The sequence below is a fragment of the Brevibacterium sp. W7.2 genome (assembly GCF_018137945.1).
In the GTDB taxonomy this organism is placed as follows: domain Bacteria; phylum Actinomycetota; class Actinomycetes; order Actinomycetales; family Brevibacteriaceae; genus Brevibacterium; species Brevibacterium sanguinis.
On the sequence record NZ_CP073089.1, the window covers coordinates 2,076,047 to 2,095,296 of the forward strand.

Annotated in this window: 20 protein-coding genes and 1 tRNA gene; 7 read left to right on the forward strand and 14 right to left on the reverse strand. The window is 69.6% G+C overall.

The window, feature by feature from the left end:
* Positions 1 to 62: 62 nt before the first annotated feature.
* From J9315_RS09320 to J9315_RS09335, 4 genes are read right to left on the reverse strand one after another with little or no spacing between them, the layout of a single operon-like run.
* Complete coding sequence (locus J9315_RS09320; RefSeq protein ID WP_198498682.1) at positions 63 to 464, reverse strand: TOBE domain-containing protein; 402 nt, start codon at positions 462 to 464, stop codon at positions 63 to 65.
* Positions 461 to 883, reverse strand: coding sequence for a molybdenum cofactor biosynthesis protein MoaE (locus tag J9315_RS09325; RefSeq protein ID WP_198498681.1), 423 nt, complete (start codon positions 881 to 883; stop codon positions 461 to 463). Before J9315_RS09325 ends, J9315_RS09320 begins: the two co-directional genes overlap by 4 nt.
* Entirely contained in the window at positions 880 to 1,350 is a 471-nt protein-coding gene (gene moaC, locus J9315_RS09330; protein ID WP_282959845.1) for a cyclic pyranopterin monophosphate synthase MoaC, read from the reverse strand. Before moaC ends, J9315_RS09325 begins: the two co-directional genes overlap by 4 nt.
* Positions 1,347 to 2,561: a molybdopterin molybdotransferase MoeA gene (locus tag J9315_RS09335; protein ID WP_198498679.1), complete on the reverse strand. Its 1,215-nt coding sequence runs from the start codon at positions 2,559 to 2,561 to the stop codon at positions 1,347 to 1,349. The genes moaC and J9315_RS09335 overlap by 4 nt, the downstream gene beginning before the upstream one ends.
* Before the next feature lie 44 nt (positions 2,562 to 2,605).
* Between J9315_RS09335 and moaA the strand changes: the two genes are divergently transcribed.
* Positions 2,606 to 3,694 carry a GTP 3',8-cyclase MoaA gene (gene moaA, locus J9315_RS09340; RefSeq protein WP_198498678.1) on the forward strand — a complete coding sequence of 363 codons (1,089 nt, stop codon included), beginning with the start codon at positions 2,606 to 2,608 and terminating at the stop codon, positions 3,692 to 3,694.
* A gap of 8 nt (positions 3,695 to 3,702) precedes the next feature.
* The gene (locus tag J9315_RS09345; protein WP_232623584.1) at positions 3,703 to 3,981 is read left to right on the forward strand and encodes a MoaD/ThiS family protein; all 279 of its coding nucleotides are present in this window, start codon (positions 3,703 to 3,705) and stop codon (positions 3,979 to 3,981) included.
* Between the two features lie 92 nt (positions 3,982 to 4,073).
* Here J9315_RS09345 and J9315_RS09350 read toward each other — a convergent pair whose 3' ends face one another.
* Positions 4,074 to 5,216, reverse strand: coding sequence for a ThiF family adenylyltransferase (locus tag J9315_RS09350; RefSeq protein WP_198498676.1), 1,143 nt, complete (start codon positions 5,214 to 5,216; stop codon positions 4,074 to 4,076).
* Between the two features lie 45 nt (positions 5,217 to 5,261).
* The gene (locus J9315_RS09355) at positions 5,262 to 6,467 is read right to left on the reverse strand and encodes a molybdopterin molybdotransferase MoeA (RefSeq protein ID WP_211977664.1); all 1,206 of its coding nucleotides are present in this window, start codon (positions 6,465 to 6,467) and stop codon (positions 5,262 to 5,264) included.
* A gap of 132 nt (positions 6,468 to 6,599) precedes the next feature.
* Between J9315_RS09355 and J9315_RS09360 the strand changes: the two genes are divergently transcribed.
* A complete protein-coding gene (locus J9315_RS09360; RefSeq protein WP_232623583.1) occupies positions 6,600 to 7,439 on the forward strand; it encodes a type II CAAX endopeptidase family protein in 840 nt (279 codons plus the stop codon).
* A 194-nt stretch (positions 7,440 to 7,633) separates the two neighbouring features.
* On the opposite strand, the gene J9315_RS09365 is transcribed toward J9315_RS09360, so the two are convergent.
* Together J9315_RS09365 and J9315_RS09370 are read right to left on the reverse strand one after the other, a co-directional pair.
* Positions 7,634 to 9,103: a peptide MFS transporter gene (locus J9315_RS09365; protein ID WP_198498673.1), complete on the reverse strand. Its 1,470-nt coding sequence runs from the start codon at positions 9,101 to 9,103 to the stop codon at positions 7,634 to 7,636.
* 128 nt (positions 9,104 to 9,231) lie between these two features.
* Positions 9,232 to 10,500: an MFS transporter gene (locus J9315_RS09370; protein WP_198498672.1), complete on the reverse strand. Its 1,269-nt coding sequence runs from the start codon at positions 10,498 to 10,500 to the stop codon at positions 9,232 to 9,234.
* 271 nt (positions 10,501 to 10,771) lie between these two features.
* Here J9315_RS09370 and J9315_RS09375 point away from each other — a divergent pair, with 271 nt between their 5' ends.
* Both J9315_RS09375 and J9315_RS09380 read left to right on the forward strand, forming a co-directional pair.
* Entirely contained in the window at positions 10,772 to 11,185 is a 414-nt protein-coding gene (locus tag J9315_RS09375; RefSeq protein ID WP_140955080.1) for a phage holin family protein, read from the forward strand.
* A 132-nt stretch (positions 11,186 to 11,317) separates the two neighbouring features.
* Positions 11,318 to 11,545, forward strand: coding sequence for a hypothetical protein (locus J9315_RS09380; RefSeq protein WP_198498671.1), 228 nt, complete (start codon positions 11,318 to 11,320; stop codon positions 11,543 to 11,545).
* 66 nt (positions 11,546 to 11,611) lie between these two features.
* On the opposite strand, the gene J9315_RS09385 is transcribed toward J9315_RS09380, so the two are convergent.
* Positions 11,612 to 12,475, reverse strand: a complete 864-nt coding sequence (locus J9315_RS09385) for an alpha/beta hydrolase (RefSeq protein WP_198498670.1) — start codon at positions 12,473 to 12,475, stop codon at positions 11,612 to 11,614.
* 2 nt (positions 12,476 to 12,477) lie between these two features.
* Positions 12,478 to 13,419 (reverse strand): universal stress protein, encoded by a 942-nt coding sequence (locus J9315_RS09390; protein ID WP_232623582.1) that lies wholly within the window; start codon positions 13,417 to 13,419, stop codon positions 12,478 to 12,480.
* Positions 13,420 to 14,096: 677 nt separating this feature from the next.
* On the opposite strand from J9315_RS09390, the gene J9315_RS09395 reads away from it, so the two are divergent.
* Entirely contained in the window at positions 14,097 to 14,324 is a 228-nt protein-coding gene (locus J9315_RS09395) for a hypothetical protein (protein ID WP_198498669.1), read from the forward strand.
* Between the two features lie 167 nt (positions 14,325 to 14,491).
* A tRNA-Ala gene (locus J9315_RS09400) sits at positions 14,492 to 14,564 on the forward strand.
* An 81-nt stretch (positions 14,565 to 14,645) separates the two neighbouring features.
* Here the strand turns inward: J9315_RS09400 and J9315_RS09405 are convergent.
* The 4 genes from J9315_RS09405 to J9315_RS09420 form a co-directional block, all read right to left on the reverse strand.
* Positions 14,646 to 15,170 (reverse strand): methylated-DNA--[protein]-cysteine S-methyltransferase, encoded by a 525-nt coding sequence (locus tag J9315_RS09405; RefSeq protein WP_198498668.1) that lies wholly within the window; start codon positions 15,168 to 15,170, stop codon positions 14,646 to 14,648.
* Between the two features lie 90 nt (positions 15,171 to 15,260).
* Positions 15,261 to 16,715 (reverse strand): AlkA N-terminal domain-containing protein, encoded by a 1,455-nt coding sequence (locus tag J9315_RS09410; RefSeq protein WP_198498667.1) that lies wholly within the window; start codon positions 16,713 to 16,715, stop codon positions 15,261 to 15,263.
* 32 nt (positions 16,716 to 16,747) lie between these two features.
* Positions 16,748 to 17,704, reverse strand: coding sequence for an arsenic resistance protein (locus tag J9315_RS09415; protein WP_198498666.1), 957 nt, complete (start codon positions 17,702 to 17,704; stop codon positions 16,748 to 16,750).
* Complete coding sequence (locus tag J9315_RS09420) at positions 17,701 to 19,152, reverse strand: PLP-dependent aminotransferase family protein (protein ID WP_249120864.1); 1,452 nt, start codon at positions 19,150 to 19,152, stop codon at positions 17,701 to 17,703. Before J9315_RS09420 ends, J9315_RS09415 begins: the two co-directional genes overlap by 4 nt.
* Positions 19,153 to 19,250 lie beyond the last annotated feature (98 nt).

Consider the following 19,250-nt stretch of genomic DNA (forward strand, 5'->3'; position numbering starts at 1 on the left):
CATTATCACCCGCAGATGCGGAGTTTCAGAGCATCTGCATCAGCATCTGAGACTGATTCGGGTCAGTCGCCGCCGGCGGTGTCGATCCACACCATCGTCGCCTTGACGGCCGCAGTGGCGAGGCTGCCGGGTTCGAGTTCGAGCTGACGGCACGCCTCGGCGGACATCAGGGACACGACCCTAAACGGCCCGCACTGGAGGCTGACCTGCGCCATCACCCCGTCGATGACGACGTCGGTGACGAGACCGGTGAAGCGGTTGCGCGCCGAGCTGCGCACGTGCGTCGGGTCGTCGAGGGAACCGGCGCCGTCCTGGGCGAGCACGGCGAGTTCGGCCCCGTCGACGACGGACCGGTTCGAGGCGTCCTTGTGCTGCGCGAGCCGGCCGTCGCTGATCCAGCGACGGATCGTGTCGTCGCTGACGCCGAGGAACCGGGCGGCCTCGCTGATGCGCAGCTGAGTCATTCGAGCGCTCCCACCCATTCGTCGTCGCCGTCGGTGAAGAACTGGTGCTTCCAGATCGCCACCTTCTCCTTGACCTCGTCGACGAGCTCGCCGCACGCGACGAAGGACTCCCGGCGGTGCGGTGAGGCGACGACGGCGGCCAGCGCCACATCGCCGACGGACAGCTCTCCGACCCGATGGACGACGGAGAGGCGGACCGCGGGATGCCGGGCGGCCACCTCGGCGGCCACCTCGGCGATCTGCGCCGGCGCCAGCGGGTGGGATTCGTAGACGAGCCGGGTGACACCGCGGCCCGAATCGTGGTCGCGGATGATCCCGGAGAAGGTCACTGCGGCCCCGCATTCGGCGGTGACGACCTCGGGTTCGAGCTCGGTCACGCTGATCGGGGACTCGGTGATGCCGGTGGTGATGACGGTCATGACTCCCGCTTCCAGTCCCCGCTCTTGCCGCCGGACTTCTCGAGGACCTTGATGTCCCCGATGACCGCGCGGTTGTCGACGGCCTTGATCATGTCGAAGATCGTCAGCGCGGCGACGGAGACGGCGGTCAGGGCCTCCATCTCGACACCGGTCACCGACACCGTCTTCACGGCCGCGGTCACCGTGACGGCGGAGTCCGTGAGGGTGAAGTCGACATCGACGCCGGTCAGCGGCAGCGGATGGCAGAGCGGGATGAGGTCGCTCGTGCGCTTGGCGCCCATCACCGCGGCGATGCGCGCCACCGGCAGGGCATCGCCCTTGGGCAGGCCCGCCTGACCGATGAGGGAGATGACCTCCGGGGTCGTCGTGATCGTGGCCGTGGCCACGGCCCGCCGCCGGGTGGTGCTCTTGTCGCCGACGTCGACCATCCGGGCGGCTCCGGACTCGTCGAGGTGTGTGAGGCTCACGCGATTGTCCACGTTCTCAGCCTATCCCCCGCGGCCGCGAACGGGTCGTCAGGGTCGTCGGTGGGCGGGATGAAGACGAGGTGGGTGCTCTCGGCGTAGCTGTGGAGCAGATGCGACCGGGAGCCGCCGACGAGGGTGATCCCGTCGTCGTCGACGATCGCCCGCCGCACCTGGAGCTTGCCGGCAGGCGGGGTCTCGTCGAGGTCGGCGGTCAGCGGGTGGAAGCCGACGGGGCGGGCATCGAGGCCGGGGTCGATGCCGAGGAGGGCGGGGCGGATGAAGAGCTCGACGCTGATGAGGGCGCTCACCGGGTTGCCCGGCAGGGCCACCCAGGGAAGACCGGCGAGCGTGCCCACGCCCTGCGGTCCGCCGGGCTGCATGGCGATGGGCTCGAAGAGCATGTCCGCGGCCGGGTCGAGGGCCGCGGCGAGTTTGACGACCTCGCGGGCGCCCTTCGAGATCCCGCCGGTGGACACGACGAGGTCGGTGTCGACGGCGCGCACTCGGCGCAGCAGCTCCTCCGGGTCGTCGGGCACCCGCAGCCGGGTGACCTCGGCGCCGAGGCGGGTGAGACTCGCGGTCAGGGTGATGCCGTTGGCGTCCTCGATGCCGGCGTCGGCGTCCCCGGCGATCTCGTCTCCGGTGCTGAGGACGAGGATCCGCGGGAGGGTGACGACGTCGAGGTCGACGACTCCGCAGGCAGCGGCGACGCCGAGGCGGGCGGGAGTGAGCAGCGCACCGGCGCGCAGCACGGTGGTTCCGGCGGTGACGTCGCTGCCGCGGGCGCGGACGAACGCGCCGGGTGCGGGTGCGTCCTTAACGGTGATCTCCCTCGCCCCGAAGGTGCCCGGTTCGGTGGCCTCGATGGGGATGATCGTGTCGGCACCCTCGGGCACCGGGGCCCCGGTCATGATCTCGACGACGGTGCCGGGGTCCACGGCAGCGCCCCGGGCTCCCGCGGCGACCTGCCCGACGACGGGCAGCGGGCCGAGGCGGGACCCGTCCCGCGGTGCGCTCGTCAGGGTCTGTGCCGAGACGGCGAAGCCGTCCATGCTCGAGTTGTCGAAGGCGGGGACGTCGACGGCGGAGACGACATCGGCGGCAAGCTGCCTGGGCACCTCAAGAAGGGCGGTCAGGGGCATGCGCGCCGAGCCGCGCAGCGGACTGATCGTCTCGAATACCCGACGACGATGCGTGAAGGCGCTGGTCATGGGACGATGATAGCGAAGAGCTTACGGAAGGGAGGAGAACGGACATGGGGACGATCGGCCTGCCGACCCCGGTGGTGAGGACTCCGACTCTCGACCCGGGCACGTCGTTCACCGCGCACAGCGAGGAGTCGCTCCTCGACACGTTCGGACGGCGGGCGCGGGACCTGCGGATCTCGCTGACGGATTTCTGCAACCTGCGCTGCAGCTACTGCATGCCCGCCGAGGGTGTCGAGTTCATGCCCCGCGACGCGGCGATGAGCGCCGAGGAGATCATCCGCTTCGCCCGCATCGGCGTCGAGCGGTTCTGCGTCGACCAGATCCGGTTCACCGGCGGAGAGCCGCTGACCCGCCACGACATCACCGACATCATCGCAGGCGTCGCCGCCCTGACACCGCGGCCGAACATCGCCCTGACGACGAACGCGATCGGTCTCGACAAGCGCGCGGCGAAGCTCAAGGAGGCCGGTCTCGACCGGATCAACGTCTCCCTCGACACGGTCGATGCGGACACGTTCTCAGAGATCACCCGGCGTCCGTTCCTCCAGCGCGTCCTCGACGGGATCCAGGGGGCGAAGGATGCCGGTCTCGACCCGGTGAAGATCAACGCCGTGCTCTTGCCGGGAGTCAACGACACGCAGGCACCCGACCTCCTCCAGTGGTGCCTCGACCACGGACTGTCCCTGCGGTTCATCGAGCAGATGCCCCTCGACGCGGGGCACTCGTGGGATCGCGGGACGATGATCACCGCCGCTGACGTCTTCGCACTGCTCGAACCCCGCTTCGTCCTCACGCCGGACGAGGCCCCGCGCGGTGCGGCACCGGCGGAGAAGTTCCGGGTGGCGAGCCGTGAGGATCCGGACACCGACCTCGGCGACGTCGGCATCATCGCCTCGGTCACGCGCCCGTTCTGCGCCGACTGCACCCGCACCCGGCTGACCGCCGAGGGCCGGGTGCGCACGTGCCTGTTCTCCCGCACCGAGGTCGATCTGCTCGCCGCGCTGCGCTCAGGGGCCTCTGATGAGGAGATCGCGAACCTGTGGAAGGGCGCGCACTGGGCGAAGCTCGCCGGGCACGGCATGGACTCCGCCGACTTCACCCAGCCGCAGCGACCGATGAGCGCCATCGGAGGATGAGAGAGACCGTGTCGACCACCGCAGCCTCGCAGGCCGCCGCACCCGCGACCGTCACCGTGCGCTTCTTCGCCGCCGCCCGGGAGGCGTTCGGCACGAAGGAGTCGACCGCCGAGGCGGCCACTCTCGCCGATCTCATCTCCGTCCTCACCGCTGGAGCCGACACCGAGGCGGTCACTGTCCTTGAGCGGTCGAGCTTCCTCGTCAACGCCCGGGCGCGCACCGACCGGCAGGCGCCCTTGGCCGCCGGAGACACCGTCGACGTCCTCCCGCCCTTCGCCGGGGGCTGAGCGGGACGCCGCGCTGTGTGAGCGTGGGTCCGCGTTTCGAGGAGTGACCGCCCGCTGGGGCGTGACCGCCTTTTGGGGGGTGCGACCGTCGGTCAGGACGCGGCGTCGATGCTGCCGCGGGAGAGGTGGGCGAGGTAGCCGCCGGAGATCGACACGGCATCGATCCCTGCCCGGCGCAGAGCGCTGACCGTCCGGGCCGAGCGCACCCCTGACCGGCAGTAGAGGGCGAAGCGCGCGGAATCCGTCGCACCCTCGGTCGCTGTGAGCAGCTCGGGATCGGCGAGGAGTCGGTCCATGGGAATGTGGGCGGCACCGGCGACGCTGCCCGCCGCCACCTCGTCGTCGTCCCTGATGTCGACGAGCACGTCGTCCCCGGTGAGGTCCTCCCACGTGATGACCGGGATGGCCTCGTCGGCAGACGGGGTCGCCGCGGCGGCAGACGCGTTCGCCGCGGCGGGGGCGACCGCTGCCCCCGAGGCACCGCCGGTGCGGTAGGTCTCGAGGCTCGTCACGGGCCGGCGCTCGGGGTCGCGGGCGACGGGGATCGTCTCCCAGCTCGCATCGAGGCTGCTGTGGATCGAGACGGCGTCGCGCAGGGGCGTGCCGATGCCGGCGAGCACCTTGATCGTCTCCATCGCCATCGCCGAGCCGATGCTGCCGCACAGGGCGCCGATGACCCCGGCGGTCGCACAGTTGGGCACTGACCCGGGCGCGGGCATCTCGGGGTGGAGGTCGCGCAGCGTCGACCCGGTGCGGGCGTCGAAGACGGCGAGCTGTCCGTCGAAGCCGAGGATCGTGCCCCACACGAGGGGGATCCCGAGCATCTCGCACGCATCGTTGACGAGGTAGCGGGTCTCGAAGTTGTCGCTGCCGTCGACGACGATGTCGGCCCCGGTCAGCAGCTCCTCGGCGTTGTCGGCGGTGAGCAGCACCGGGTGCGTGATGATCTCGATGTCGGAGTTGAGTCCGGCCAGCCGCCGGGCCGCGGAGTCGACCTTGCGGTTGCCGACCTCCTCCTCGGCGTGGAGGAACTGCCGGTGGAGGTTGCTCAGCTCGACGACGTCGGGGTCGATGACGCTGATGGTGCCGACCCCGGCGGCGGCGAGATAAGTGAGCACGGGCGCCCCGAGGCCCCCGGCGCCGATGACGACGACGTGGGAGGCGAGCAGTCTCTCCTGGGCTTGTGCGCCGAATCCGCGGAGGCGGATCTGGCGGGTGTAGCGGGCAAGATCCATGGTTCTCAGTCTAGGTCCGGTGCGCGCACGCGCGCTCGCCGCCCGCTACCGCTCGAGGCCGGTGGCCGGCAGCGGGAGCACCTGAACGAGGTCGCCGGCGGTGATCGCCGCCGGTGCGGCGGACACGCGGAGGATCGCATCGGCACCGGCGAAGTCGCGCAGCCGGGCGCGTTCGGCCAGGACGACGGTGCCCTCGACCGAGACGGTGACGGGGACGAAGGACACGCCCTTGACGTGCCCGGCGAGGTAGGGGCCGGCGTAGACGGCCCGCTGCCAGCGTGCGGCGAGGTCGGTCCCCGACATCAGGGAGAGCGCGAAGAGGTGGAAGGACAGGAGCGCGCCGGACGGGGTGCCCGGGAAGTGGAGCAGGGGCACGCCGCCGCGGCGCCCAAAGCCCTGCGGACCCCCGGGACGCTGGCGCACCCGGACGAACTCGGAGTCGGTGCCCTCGAGGCTCGCCCGCACGACCTCGAAGGCCCCGGCGCTGATCCCGCCGGTCGTGATGACGAGGTCGACGTCGGGGAGGAGACCGTCGAGCACGGCGAGGAACTCGGCCGGATCGTCGCCGCTCGTGCCCAGGTGCGGGATCGCGCCGGCGGTGACGATGGCGGCGGCGAGCATCGGCAGGTTCGAGTTCGGGATGATCGGCGCGGTCGCCGTCGCCGCACCCGGGGCGGGGGCGAGTTCGTCGCCGGTGACGATGAGTCCGACGCGCAGCCGTCGCCGCACCTCGACGGTGGTCTCCCCGAGCGTCGCGAGCGTCCCGATCGCCGCGGCCCCCAGGCGCTGACCGCCGAGGACGACGATGTCGCCGACCGCGGTGTCCTCACCGACATCGCGGATGTTCCACCGGCCGACGATCGTCTCCGGCAGACCGGCGACGGTGATCGTCTCAGGGATCTCTCCGGTCCGTGCGGCATCGGTGAATTCGACGGGGACGACGGCCGCGGCACCGGCCGGCACCGCGGCACCCGTCATCACCCGCACCGCCGTGCCGGGGGCGATGTCGACCGGCCGGTGCCCGGCGGGCACGTCGCCGACCACGGTGACGGGGGCGCCCGTGCGGGCCCGTGCGAGGGCGCGGGAATCGAGGGCGTAGCCGTCCATCGCCGAGGTGGCGAAGGCCGGGATCGGCTCCCGGGCGACGACGTCGTGGGCGAGGATCCGACCGACCGCCTCGGCGAGGGGCACGGTCTCACTGCCGACTGGCAGAGCTCCGGCGATGATCCGGGAATAGGCCTCGGGGTCCACGCACGTCCTTTCGCTGCGGCGGGCCGGAGGAGTCGCGGTGAGTCGTCCGGTCGGGGATGTCTCCGTCGATCCTAGGGTGTGGGCGCCGCTCTTCACCAATGTGCCCTGCCCGTCTCGATTAGAGTGGGTGACGTGGAGGAACAGACCGAACCGAGAAGATGGAGCGTCGTCTCACGTCCGGGGCTCGCCGCGGTCCTCCTCGCCGCCGCGGCGGTCATCCTCTTCGGGATCGGCACGGAGTTCCGGGCCGTCAAGGTGTGGGGCTATGCGCCGATGGCCGCATCCCTCATCCTCGCGTGGACGACCGCGGACCGGAGCTTCGCCCGGGATCTCAGCGTCATCGCCGGGGCTCTCGCGCTCATCTCCGCGATCTCCGTCGAAGCCGACATCTCGTGGACGAACATCCTGCGGATGGGGATCGTGCTCAGTGCCGTCGTCATCGGGCCCTTCCTCGTCACCCGGTACTGGTTCAAGGAGAAGAGCATCGTCTACCCGCGCCGGCACGGTCAGCCGTGGTCGAAGCTCGAGTGGGGATGGCTGATCTTCGTCGTCGTCGTCGCCTGGCTCGTCCTCCCCCAGTACTTCTTCCGCACCGGGGTCTACCTCAACTGGCCGGCGGTGACCGAGTGGCATGAGATCCTCAGGCTCTTCATCGGCGTCAACGCCGTCGGCCTCTGGGACGAGCTGTTCTTCATCTGCACGGTCTTCGCCCTGCTCCGCCGGCACTTCGACTTCTGGACGGCGAACGTGCTCACGACGATCATCTTCGTCTCGTTCCTCTGGGAGCTCGGCTACCGGTCGATCGGTCCGCTGCTGACGATTCCCTTCGCCCTCGTCCAGGCGGTGATCTTCACGAAGACGAAGTCCCTGCCCTACACCGTCACGGTCCATCTCATCTTCGACGCGATCGTCTTCCTCACGATCGTCGCCGCCCACCACCCGCAGGCGCTGCCGATCTTCATCGGGGTCTGATCCCGTTCGGGGCTGATCCCGTCGAGGGCTGTCGTCCGACGTTCTCGTCCGCGCCGCTCGTCCGTCGCCGAGGCTGCCGACCGCAGGGCCGGCACGACAGAACCGCCCTGTCCGGACAGTTCCGGACAGGGCGGTTCCCTGCAGTCTGGTCACCCGCGGCGGCGGGTGTCAGATATACGGGTGTCAGAGGCGGATCAGCGCACGCCCTTGAGCATCTTGAGCATCGGCTTCGTCAGCGTCAGCGCGAGGAGGCCGAGGACGATCGAGGTGCCGCCGATCGACGTCCAGTACGGGGTCTGGTTCGCCGGATCGAAGTAGCCGCCGAGCACACCCGAGAGTGCGGTGCCCACACCGGAGGCGAGGAAGAACACGGCGATCATCTGCGACTGGAACACCTTCGGGGCGACCTTCGTCGAGAACGACAGGCCGACCGGGGAGATGAGCAGCTCGCCGAAGACGAAGATCGCGAGGATGAGGCAGACCCACAGCAGCGGCGTCGAGTTCGCCGGCGCCGTCGCATACGGCAGGAACATGAGGAATCCGAGGCCGATGAAGACGAGCGAGAGACCCGCCTTGACCGGGGTCGAGATCTGCTTGGGACCGAGCTTCATCCACATCGTCGCGAACAGCGGCGCGAAGATGATGACGAACGCGGCGGGGATGAGCTGGATCCAGTTGATCGGCATCTCCCACCCGAAGATCGACCGGTTGAGCTGACCGTCGGAGTAGACGGTGAGGACACCGAAGATCTGCTGGTACATCGACCAGAAGACGACGCTCGTGATGAAGAACGGAATGAACGCGAGCACCCGGGAGCGCTCGGTGGCGTTCGTCTGCGGCGAGGTGTACATGACGATGAAGTAGCACGCAGCGGCTGCCGCGGAGATGCCGGCGATCCACCAGTCGAGGTTCTCGGGGTTGACGAGACCCGTCATCCACAGCACGGTGGCGAGGACGACGACGGCGACGACCGCGACGATGAAGAGGTAGAGCTTCGACTTCGGCAGCGGGTTGACCGCGGTGCGCGATTCGGCGGGCAGCTTCTTCCGGCCGCTGCCGTAGATGACGAGGCCGAGCGCCATACCGACCGCGGCGGCGCCGAAGCCGTAGTGGAAGCCGATGTTCTGCTGGAGCAGACCGGTGATGAGCGGGCCGAAGAGGGCACCGATGTTGACGCCCATGTAGAAGATCGTGAAGCCCGCGTCGCGGCGGGGATCCTTCTCCTCGTAGAGCTCGCCGACGAGCGCGGAGGCGTTGGCCTTGAGGCCGCCGGAACCGAGGGCCACGAGGATGAGGCCGGCGGCGACTCCGCCGAATCCCGGCACAAGCGCCAGCGCGATGTGGCCGGCCATGATGATGATCGCCGAGTAGAAGAGGACCTTCTCCGCGCCGAGGATGCGGTCGGCGACCCAGGCGCCGAGGATGGTGGCGAGGAAGACGGCACCGCCGTAGGCGCCGACGATCCCGACCGCTGTGGCCTGCGGGAGTCCGAGTCCGCCGTCTGTGACCTGGAAGTACAGGTAGAGGGCGAGGATGCCGTTCATGCCGTAGTAGGAGAAGCGCTCCCACAGTTCGAGGCTGAAGAGCTGGAAGAGCGGAAGCGGGTGTCCGAAGAACCGCGTATCGCTCTTGACGACCTCGGTCGTCGAGGTGCTGGTAGACATATCGTGCTTTCCGTTGTGTCGTGCGATCGCGCGATGTGAGAGCGCGAACAACCGGTTACTCTACTCCCACGACATGGCACACAGCACATTTTCGCCGGAATGGGAAGAGGCGTCCCAGATCGCGGAATCTACGTGTGAACCACATCTCGTTTCCGCTGGCGGAAGCGCACGAGGACGTTGAGGAGGGCGGCGAGGACGACGACGATCGCGGCCCCGATCGGCACGGCGATGGCCGTGGACGTCCCGACCTCCTCGGCGAGGATGCCGCCGAGCGCCGAGGCCACGGACTGTCCGACGATGATCGCCGATCCCGCCATCGACATCACGGTGGCCGAGCGTCCGCGGGGGCTGCGTTCGGCGGCGAGGCTGAAGAGGGTGACGAGCGACGGCCCGATCGCCGTGCCCATGAGGAGGAGCCCGATGACGACCCCGGGCATCGCCGAGGCGGTCGCGAGCACGATGGTGCCGGCGAGCAGCAGCGGGGCGAAGCTCAGCAGCCTCGCCCAGAGGGCGAAGCGCGGGGAGAAGAGGGCGACGGAGATCGCGAGGATCGCCGAGCCGATGCCGAGGACGCCGTAGACGAGCCCGGCCTGTTCGGGGTGGCCGAGGTCATTCATCAGGGAGGTCAGGGCCGTGAGCGTCGAACCGAAGACGAGCCCGATGCCGAAGACGCCGAGGACGACGACGAAGATCCGTCCGGTGAAGAGGTCGCGCACCGGTCCCTTGACGACGGCGGCAGCTGCGCCGGACGTCGCGATGCGACCGCTGCGGTGGAGGGCGAAGGCGGTGACGAAGATGAGCGTCATGGCCACGGCACCGATGATCGGGGCGACGGGTGAGAACCAGGTGGCGAGCAGCCCGACGATGAAGGGGCCGAAGACGAAGACGACCTCGTCGGCGGCGGACTCGTAGGCCATCGTGCCGTTGAGCACCTTCGACTGCCGGGTGCCGGGCAGCACCGAGAGGATGACGTCGACGAGGCGGGAGCGCGACATCGGGGAGACCTGCGGGGCGCTCGCTCCGATGAGGAAGGACGCGAGGAGGACGACGACGTCGGGCAGCGGGGAGAAGACGACCCAGGCGAGGAAGAGCAGAGCCGCGCTGTTGATCGCCCCGACGACGAGGAGGACGGGACGCTGTCCCCAGCGGTCGGCGGCGGCGCCGATGAAGGAGCCGAAGATCGCCGTGCCGAGCCCGACCATCGCGGAGTTGAGACCGCCGAGGCTGAGCGAGTCGCGGCCGGCGACGACGAGCGTGAGGACGCCGACGACGACCATCGCATAGGGCATGCGGGCGAGGAAGGCGATGGGGAAATAGCTGAGACCGACGGCGCGGAGCAGGCCGGGTTCGGCGGTCGGGGGCTCGGTGTGCGGTGTCCTCTGATCGGGGTGCTGCATGGCGTTCTTCGTTTCTGCCTCGCAATGCGCTGCGAGGATTCGGTGCCGCCGTGGTGAACTGCTCTGCACTCGGTAGATGCACATCGGTGGGATGGGAACTCTGCTCCCAGCCTACCTGCCGAGCGCCCGCGCCAGGCGGTGTCGTCGGTCACGATCGCATCAGGCACCCTGTCTCATCGGCACAGGTCAGGGACCAGCGGACGGAGTCGCGGACACGGCTTTCCCATCCCTGACTCAGTGGACCCGCAGACGGGAGTGAAAGGATATGACCATGAACTTCCTCTTCCGAGTCGGCATCAACGCCTTCGCCATCTGGGTGGCCGTGTGGCTGCTGCCCGGCGTGAGCATCGCCGGCAATGAGCTCATCGAGGAACAGGTCGGTCCGGTCTTCGCGATGGTCGTCTCCTACCTCGTCATCGGTCTGATCTTCGGGTTGGCCAACGCCTTCATCAAACCGATCATCAGCGTGCTGTCGGCACCGATCACCTGTCTGACGCTCGGTCTGTTCTCGATCGTCATCAACGCCGCGATGCTCGCGCTGACGAGCTGGCTGAGCGGGTTCACGCCGTTCGTCTTCACGATCGACTCGTTCTTCTTCCAGGCGATCCTCGCCGCGATCATCGTCTCCGTCGTCTCCGCGCTGCTCGGCTGGCTCGCCCCGGAGCGCTCGTACGACCGGGACTGACCTCGTACGCCCGGGACTGACCTTGTACGCCCGGGACTGACACGGCCGCCGCCGGAATGCCCGTCTCGTTCTCTACGGCATGTAGACTGATGGCTGATCATCGCCGTATCGCCGCAAGTCTCGGAGGAGAACATGTCCAACCCCGCCGCGCAGAGAACGCAGAACTCCGCGAACTTCGCTGACGTCGTCGTCTTCGTCGTCTGCTTCGCGCTCTTCATCTTCTCGATCTACCTCTTCGGCGCGGCGTTCTCCTCCCCCGCCGGCACCGAGTTCTGGGTGTTCTGGGCCGGCCTCGTCGTCGCCACGATCGCCTTCATGCTGCCGATGATCTACCACGCGATCGTCGATCGTCGCTCCTGATCCTCATGTCGGGTCACCGCTGACCTGAGACATCGCTGACCGCGTCGCAGAGCATCTGCGGCGCGGTCAGTCGCGTGTGCGGGAGAATTCCTCGATCGCCGAGGCGGCCGCCTCGGGCCGCTCGTAGTGGACGAGGTGCCCCACCCCGGAGAGTTCGACGAACCTGACGTCGTCGAGTCCGCGCACGACGGAGCGGGTGACGTCGATCGGGGCGATCGCATCCCGGTCCCCCGCGATGACGAGGAGGGGCATCGTCAGAGCGGGGGCCACCTCGGTGACGGTGTGGGCGACGGACACGTCGAAGGCCTGCGCGAGGGAGCGCCGGTCGCTGAAGGTTGAGAAGTAGCGGGCGTGCTGGTCGTGGATGTAGCGGCGCAGCCCGGGATCCTTCGTCGTCGCCATCACCTCGCTCATCAGCCGGACGATGACGGGACTCGCGAGCAGGGCCCGGCCGGGTCGCTCCGGCAGGCGGGCGCCGAGTTCGTAGTAGACCCGGGTCAGTGCCGTGAGGACGCGTGCCGAGCCCTCGAGGGCGGGGGTGGTGATCGGGTTGATGAGGACGAGTTCGGGCATCGCGGCAGGATCGTCTGCGGCGAGGTGCGAGACGAGGATCGACCCGAAGGAGTGGCCGACGAGGATCGGCACGGCCTCCCACTGAGCGGTCACCTCGGCGATGAGCAGGCGGAGATGATCGAGGTAGGCGGCCAGACTCAGCCCGCCGGTCAGGGGCGCCGCCTCACCGAAGCCCGGCAGGTCGGGGACGATGACGGTGCGATCGCGCAGCGCGTGGGCGATCCGGTCGAGACCGTGGTGGTCGCCCCGGAAGCCGTGGATCATGAGCACCGGTCGCCCGGGCCTGCGTCCGGGGTGGACCCACACCGGGGTGGGATGCCCGGCGACGCTGAGGTCGCGGCGCTCTGCCTCCCCCACGCTCAGCTGTCGTCGGCCGCGGTGGCCGCCTCGGCGGTGTCGGAGGCCTCCGCGGGAGCGGCGCCGGACAGGGTGCGACGCGGGATGACGACGACGGGCACCGGAAGCACGCGCAGGAGGCGGCGGGCCCGGGCACCGATGAACACGCGCCCGTGACCGAGCCGGCTCGAGCCGATGAAGGCGAGCTCACCGGAGATCCATTCGACGCTCTCGGCGGCCTCTTCGATATCGGCGCCGGCCTCCGAGACGACGGTGGCCCGGCCGGAGGCGAAGAGGTCGGAGGCGCGACCGGCGAGCATCGCTCCGCCGAACTCCTCGGCGAACTCGGTGACCTCGGCGACCTCGTCCTCGGCCATGCCGTCGTTCTCGATGAGCGCGAGCAGACGGAGGGGCACGTCGAAGGCGGTCGCGGCTTCGATCGCCGAGCCGACGAGGGCGGCAGCACCGGGACGGGCGCCGAAGAGCGCAGTGATGCGCGAGACCGGGCCGATGTCCGAGCGCCCGGCCGGGGCGAGGACGACGGGGACCTCGGAGGAGTGGAGCAGCGAGGTGGCGACCGTGCCGATGCGGAACTGGCGCATGAGCGTCGTCGCACGCGCGCCGATGACGATGGCGACGGCGTCCTCGTCGGAGGCGACCTCCATGAGCCCTTTCGACTCGTTCGTCGCGGTGTGGATGACACCGCGGGCGGCGATGTCGTCGGGGATGAGCGCGAGGGCCTCCTCGAGCCAGTCGTCGAGCTGCTGGGCGACGATTCCCGTGCCGTCCTTGGGGATCGACCCGGCGGCGTGGAACGTCGAGGTCTCCGGCCGGATGATCGTGACCACGAGTTCGACGGCGACGGAGCGGGCGATCGAGATCGCCAGGGAGATGGCGTCGCGTCCGCGGTCGGTGGCGATGTAGCCGACGACGAGGCGCGGCAGGGAGGCAGCGGATTCTGACATGGAGGACTCCTGGCTGGTAGCGGTTCTCTCAGCGATTCTACGTGGGCGCAGGCGGTCCGCGCTGGGCATTCCGCACATGGCGACATGTGGGTCTGCGCACAATGCCGACGACACGGATAATGACCGGCGGAGAGATAAAGTTCAGCAATTCTGACCAGAAGTCCCACAACACGATGAGACTGTGATAACTTCGAGAGTGCAATTACGGATTCGCACCCATAAAGAATTGCATTGTTCCCCATGAGCACTGACGCCGCTCATCGACGATCCACGACCATGAAAGGAGTGCAGCTGAGATGAATATCTTCGACATCTTCCGCCCCGTCTTTCCGGACTCCGACATCCGTCCGACGACGCTCGCTGCCTGCTCGGTCGGCGGACTGGGACTCGACGGCTGATCCTTCCAGCCTGACTCGTCTTCTTCCGCCGGCACTCTGAACGCCGGCGATTCCACTGCGCCTCGCGCATCGCACGCCCCCGTGGCCCTTCACGCCCGGACTGTGATCCTCACGTCCTCCCTGTGATCGTCGCGCGGCACGGTGCCGATGTCTCGGAATTCTGTTCAGCGAGCATTTCACCTCATTGCTTCTCGTGCATTGCTGCACGGTCGAAACAGTGAGTTTCACTCAACACTCTTCTGGGGATTTCCCCTGCCCGAAAACAATTGAGGACTAATCGTGTCGACAACATTTGCATTCACCTTTCCCAGACGGGTCGCGCTGTCAGCGGGTCTGCGCCTGGTCCGCTGGGCTCGGCGCCCGCACGTCGCGTCAGCTGCGGTCACGCAGCGCGACGTCGACCGTCGCATCGCCGAGGTCAGCAGCCTGGCCGCCCGGGAGGAACTGGCCCGGCGCCGCGAACGCGACATCGCGCGCTATCTCTGGCACGTCCGCCCGTTCGTCTGAGCGGTCGCGGGCCCGCGGCCGGTCGAACCCTGGTCGCGGGCCCGGTGTCACCAGCAACGTGCGGTCTGCCATCGGCGTCACCAGCGCCTTTCCGCGGGATGTGCCGAGCGTCACGCACCGCCGATTTGGCGCACAGCCCGCGCCTGAGTAATATTGATCAGGCAAGCGGGGGTATGGCGCAGTTGGTAGCGCGTCTCCATGGCATGGAGAAGGTCAGGGGTTCGAATCCCCTTACCTCCACCGCAGGGCGAAGGCCCCGGACGAATGAGTCCGGGGCCTTCGTCGTTCCACCGAGGCCGTCGTTCCCGCGACGGGCGCCTGTCAGCCGGCTGACCGCTCGAGGTCGAGCAACGTCTGCTTCCTCTCCTCGCCCCACGCATACCCGGTGAGCGCACCTCCGGCACCGATGACCCGGTGGCAGGGGACGATGATGCTGATCGGGTTCTTCCCGTTGGCCGCCCCGACGGCACGCGCCGCGGTCGGGCGCTCGATCCATCCCGCGAGTTCGCCGTAGCCGGCGGTCTGACCGAAGGGAATCGTCGTCAGGGCCTCCCACACCTGCAGCTGGAAGTCGGTGCCGAGGGGGGCGAGCGGCAGGGTGAACTCTGTCCGCTCCCCCGCGAAGTACTCCCCCAGCTGCGCTCGCGCCGCGACGAGGACGTCGAGGTCGGGGTCCTCGACCGGGTCGGCGCCGGTGCGCACCGTGAGGCGGTCGAGGACCTCGGCGAATCCGTCGAGGTAGGCACCGGTGAGGCTGGTCCCGTCCGAGGTGAGCAGGATCTGCCCGACGGGTGAGTCGATGATCGAGTAGATGAGGACGTCGGTCCTCGGAGTCGTGAACGTCATGGTCGTTCCTCTCAGTGGGATGGATGGTGTGGTCGACGGTGCCCTGCCGTCATGGCAGCGGGGTCGCCTGCGGTGAGACCTTCTCTGCAGTCAGGGACCCGGCGCGACTGATCGGGCGTGGAGGGCCCAGAGCAGATGGGTGAGATACGACCGCCACGGGCGGACCCGGTCGAGGTCGGGCAGCCCCCGCGCTCCGGCGTCGGCGGTGAGATCCTCAAGCGCCTTCCGCACCCCGAGGTCGGAGCCGAGGAGGACATCGGGATCGCCGAGGGCGCGCATCCGGATGTAGCCGACGCTCCACGGCCCGACGCCGGGCAGCGCGAGCAGTCTCACCGCGGCCTCCTCCCGGTCGCAGCCGGCACCGAGGTCGATGTCGCGCCGTGCGAGCGCCTCGGCGAGGGAGCGCAGCGTGGCGATGCGCTTGGCCGGCAGCGCCCACGCGTCATCGGGCACCTCCGCGATCGCCTCGGCGCTCGGGAACACCCGATCGACGGCACCCGTGCGCATCTCGGTGGGAAGCGTCTCACCGGTGGACTCGACGAGGCGGGTGAGATGGGTCTGGGCGGCGCGGATCGAGATCTGCTGGCCGAGCACGGTGCGGACGGAGAGCTCGACCGGATCGCCGTGCCCCGGTGAGCGGATGCCCGGCACGAGGGCGGCAAGGTCGCTCAGCCCCGCCTCGGCGAGGGTCCCGTGGACGGCGGCGGGGTCCGCGTCGAGATCGAGAATCCGGCGTGCCCGCGCCACTGCCGCACCGAGGTCGCGGGTGTCGGCGAGGTGGAGACGGCAGCTGACGAAGTCCCCGGTCCCGGCAGCGAGCGATATCACGGCAGGCCCGTGGGCGAGGCGCAGCGACCGGGTGTAGCGCCCGTCCCCGACCTCCTCGATGCCCGGAACACTGCGGGCGGCGAGATAGGCGACGAGGTGGTCGAAGTCGAACGGGGGCCGGTACGCGAGCCGGACGACGAGGTCGTCGCCGCGCGGCACCCGCGAACCGGTGCGCAGCCGCCCGGGGGCCAGACCGTACGTGTCCCTGAACGTGTCGTTGAACTGCCGGATGCTCGAGAATCCCGAGGCGAAGGCGATCTCGCTCATCGTCAGCGTCGTCGATTCGACGAGGGTGCGCGCGGTGCGGACCCGCTCGCTGCGGGCCAGCGCCAAGGGCCCGGCCCCGAGTTCGGCGTGGAGGACCCGGCCGAGCTGCCGGCTGCTGTAGCCGAGTGCCGCGGCCAGTCCCGAGACGCCGGACCGGTCGACGAGGCCGTCGCGGATGAGCCGCACCGCTCGGGCGCTGACATCGGCGCGGACATCCCAGTCCGGGGACCCGGGACTGACATCGGGTCGGCACCGCTTGCACGCCCGATAGCCGGCCTCGACGGCAGCGGCAGCGGTGGGATAGAACGTGACGTTCTCCCGCATCGGCGTGCGCGCCGGGCACGAGGGGCGGCAGAAGATCCGCGTCGTCGACACGGCGGTGAAGAACATGCCGTCGAAGCGCCGGTCGCGGCCTGCGACTGCCTGATAGCACTGATCCGTGGAGAGCATAGGACCATTCTGCTCTCCTGCACGGTACGGTGCTAGCGGTTTTCGGACATCGCAGTGCGGGGAACGATCCGCGGCACGAGCCACACGAGGGCGACCATCGTGACGAGTTCGATGAGTGTCTGGGTGACGACGGCCGCGGCGCCCAGGCCGTCCGGATCGACAGCGCGGACGAGAGGCAGCATGACGAGCGAGTTCCTCGTCACTCCGGTGAAGATCAGGGCCCGCCGCTCCCCCGGCTCAGGCAGACTCGCCCGGCCGACGAGCCATCCGATGCCCGTCATCACCACGGCGAAGACGATGAAGGAAAGGGCCGCGGCACCGAGGTCGGAGAGATGGGGAAGGACGACGGCCGCCTCGGCGGCGGCGACAACGGCGAGGGTGAGGAGCATGAGCGGCGTCATCGCCGCGGTCGCTCCGGTGAGCACGCGCGCGGCCCCGGGCGACCGGGCTGCCGCGACCTGAAGGAGAGCCGCGGCGAGGAGCGGGACGATGATGAAGACGACGAGCGCCCAGAGGAAGGGGCCGGGGGTGAGGGCCGCGGTCGCGTCCTCGCCGAGGATGACCCGCAGCCACACCGGGAGCAGGAGGATCTGGGCGAGCATGAGGACGGGGGTGAGCACGAGCAGCCTGTCCGCGGCGCCTCCGGCCAGCCCGGTGAAGACGATGACGTAGTCGATGCACGGGGTGAGCAGGACGATGAGCACCGGGACGACGACGGGGCCCGGCAGGGGCACAGCGAGGTGGATGCCCGCGACGACGAGAGGGACGACGAGGAAGTTGAGTCCGAGGACCGTGAGCGCGAAGCGCGGCCTCCCGAATGCGCGTGCCACCCCGGGCAGCGGGATGGTGGCGAACGTCGTGAAGAGCAGCAGGACGAGCACCGGGGTGACGAGCTGTCCGGCGAGGTCCCCGGCACCGGGGATCAGGGTGCCGGCGAGGATGCCGACGGCCACGGCACCGAGGCAGCCGAGCGTCTGCCAACCGGTCACGCGACGATCCGCGCGCGTTCGTCGGGGATGGGACCGGGCATCCGCAGGGCGTCCTCCCACGCCGCGGCCAGGCGCGGGGCGACCTCGGCCAGCTCCGCCTCGGCGACGGTGTAGGGGAGGCGGATCCACCGGTCGAGCCCGCCGATCGGGGCGAAGTTCGGACCCGATGCCAGGGTGACGCCGTGCGCGCGGGCCGCGGAGACGAGCGCCCCGGAGCGTTCCTCGGGCAGCCGCGCCCACAGCGCCATGCCGCCGCCGGGCACGGCGACCTGCCAACTCGGCAGGTGGGTGCGCACGTCGGCGACGAGGCGGTCACGGGCCGCGGCGAGCCGAGCTCGCATCTGCGCGACGAGCTCATCGTGGTTGCGCAGGAGTTCGACGGCGACGAGCTGCTCGAGGACGGGCGCTCCGAGGTCGAGAGTGAGGCGGACGACGGCGGCTTCCTCCATCCGGCCGGCCGGCACCCGCATCCAGCCGACCCGCAACCCGCCCCAGAAGATCTTGCTCGTGCTTCCCACGGCGATCGAGTCGGGGGCGAACACCGACAGGGGCGTCTGTCCCGGCGTGCCGTCGAGGCCGAGCTCGACGAGCGACTCGTCGACGACGGGAACGACTCCGGATCTCCCGAGCTCCTCGGCCAGCACTGCGCGGTCGGCATCGGGCAGGAGCGCCCCGGTGGGATTGTGGAAGTCGGGGATGAGATAGGCGGCGCGCACGCGGTTCTCGCGCATCGTCTGCCCCATCGCCCTGACGTCCCAGCGGTGGCGGCCGTCGTCGTCGACCTCGAGCGGGTAGGCGACGATGCGGGCGCCGGCGCCCTCGATCGTCGCGATCGCGTTCGGGTAGCTCGGGCTCTCGACGAGGACGCCGCCGGACCCGCCGAGCAGGGCGCGGATGCCGATCGCCGCGCCGCCCAGGGCGCCGGAGGTGATGAGGATGTCGTCGGGGCGGGTCGGCAGACCGCGCTGCGTGTAGCGAGCGGCGACGAGTTCGCGCAGCGCCGGGATGCCCGAGGGATAGTAGCCGGTGCCCGGCAGATACGCGTGGACCTGCGAGACCGCCCGCTCATAGGCGTCGACGAGCCCGAGCGGTGCGACCGTGGCCGTGCACGTGAGATCGATCGAACCCGCCGTCGGCTCCGTCGGGGAGAGCAGGTGGTCGATGCGACCGCCGGGCACCTCGGGAAGTTCGACGAGGCTGCCCGACCCTCGCCGCGTGCGGACGAACCCGAGTTCCCGCAGCCGAGCGTACGCCCGCGACGACGTCGTCCGGGAGAGGTCGAGAGCGGTCGCGAGTTCGCGTTCGCTCGGCAGGCGGACGCCGACGGGGATGCGGCCATCGGAGACCGCGTGGGCGATCGCCCCGGCCAGCGACTCATAGGCCGGCGGCGCGAACGGGCCGGTGCCGATGATCCGGGCCAGCCGGCGGGCTCCCATCGCAGTCGTCATGGAACCACTTTGTCGCAATTGGCTATTTTCCGCAATGCCAATTCGCGTCATCATGGTGAGACGCCGCACTCCCGTGCGGTCCTCCGCCGAAGACCGAC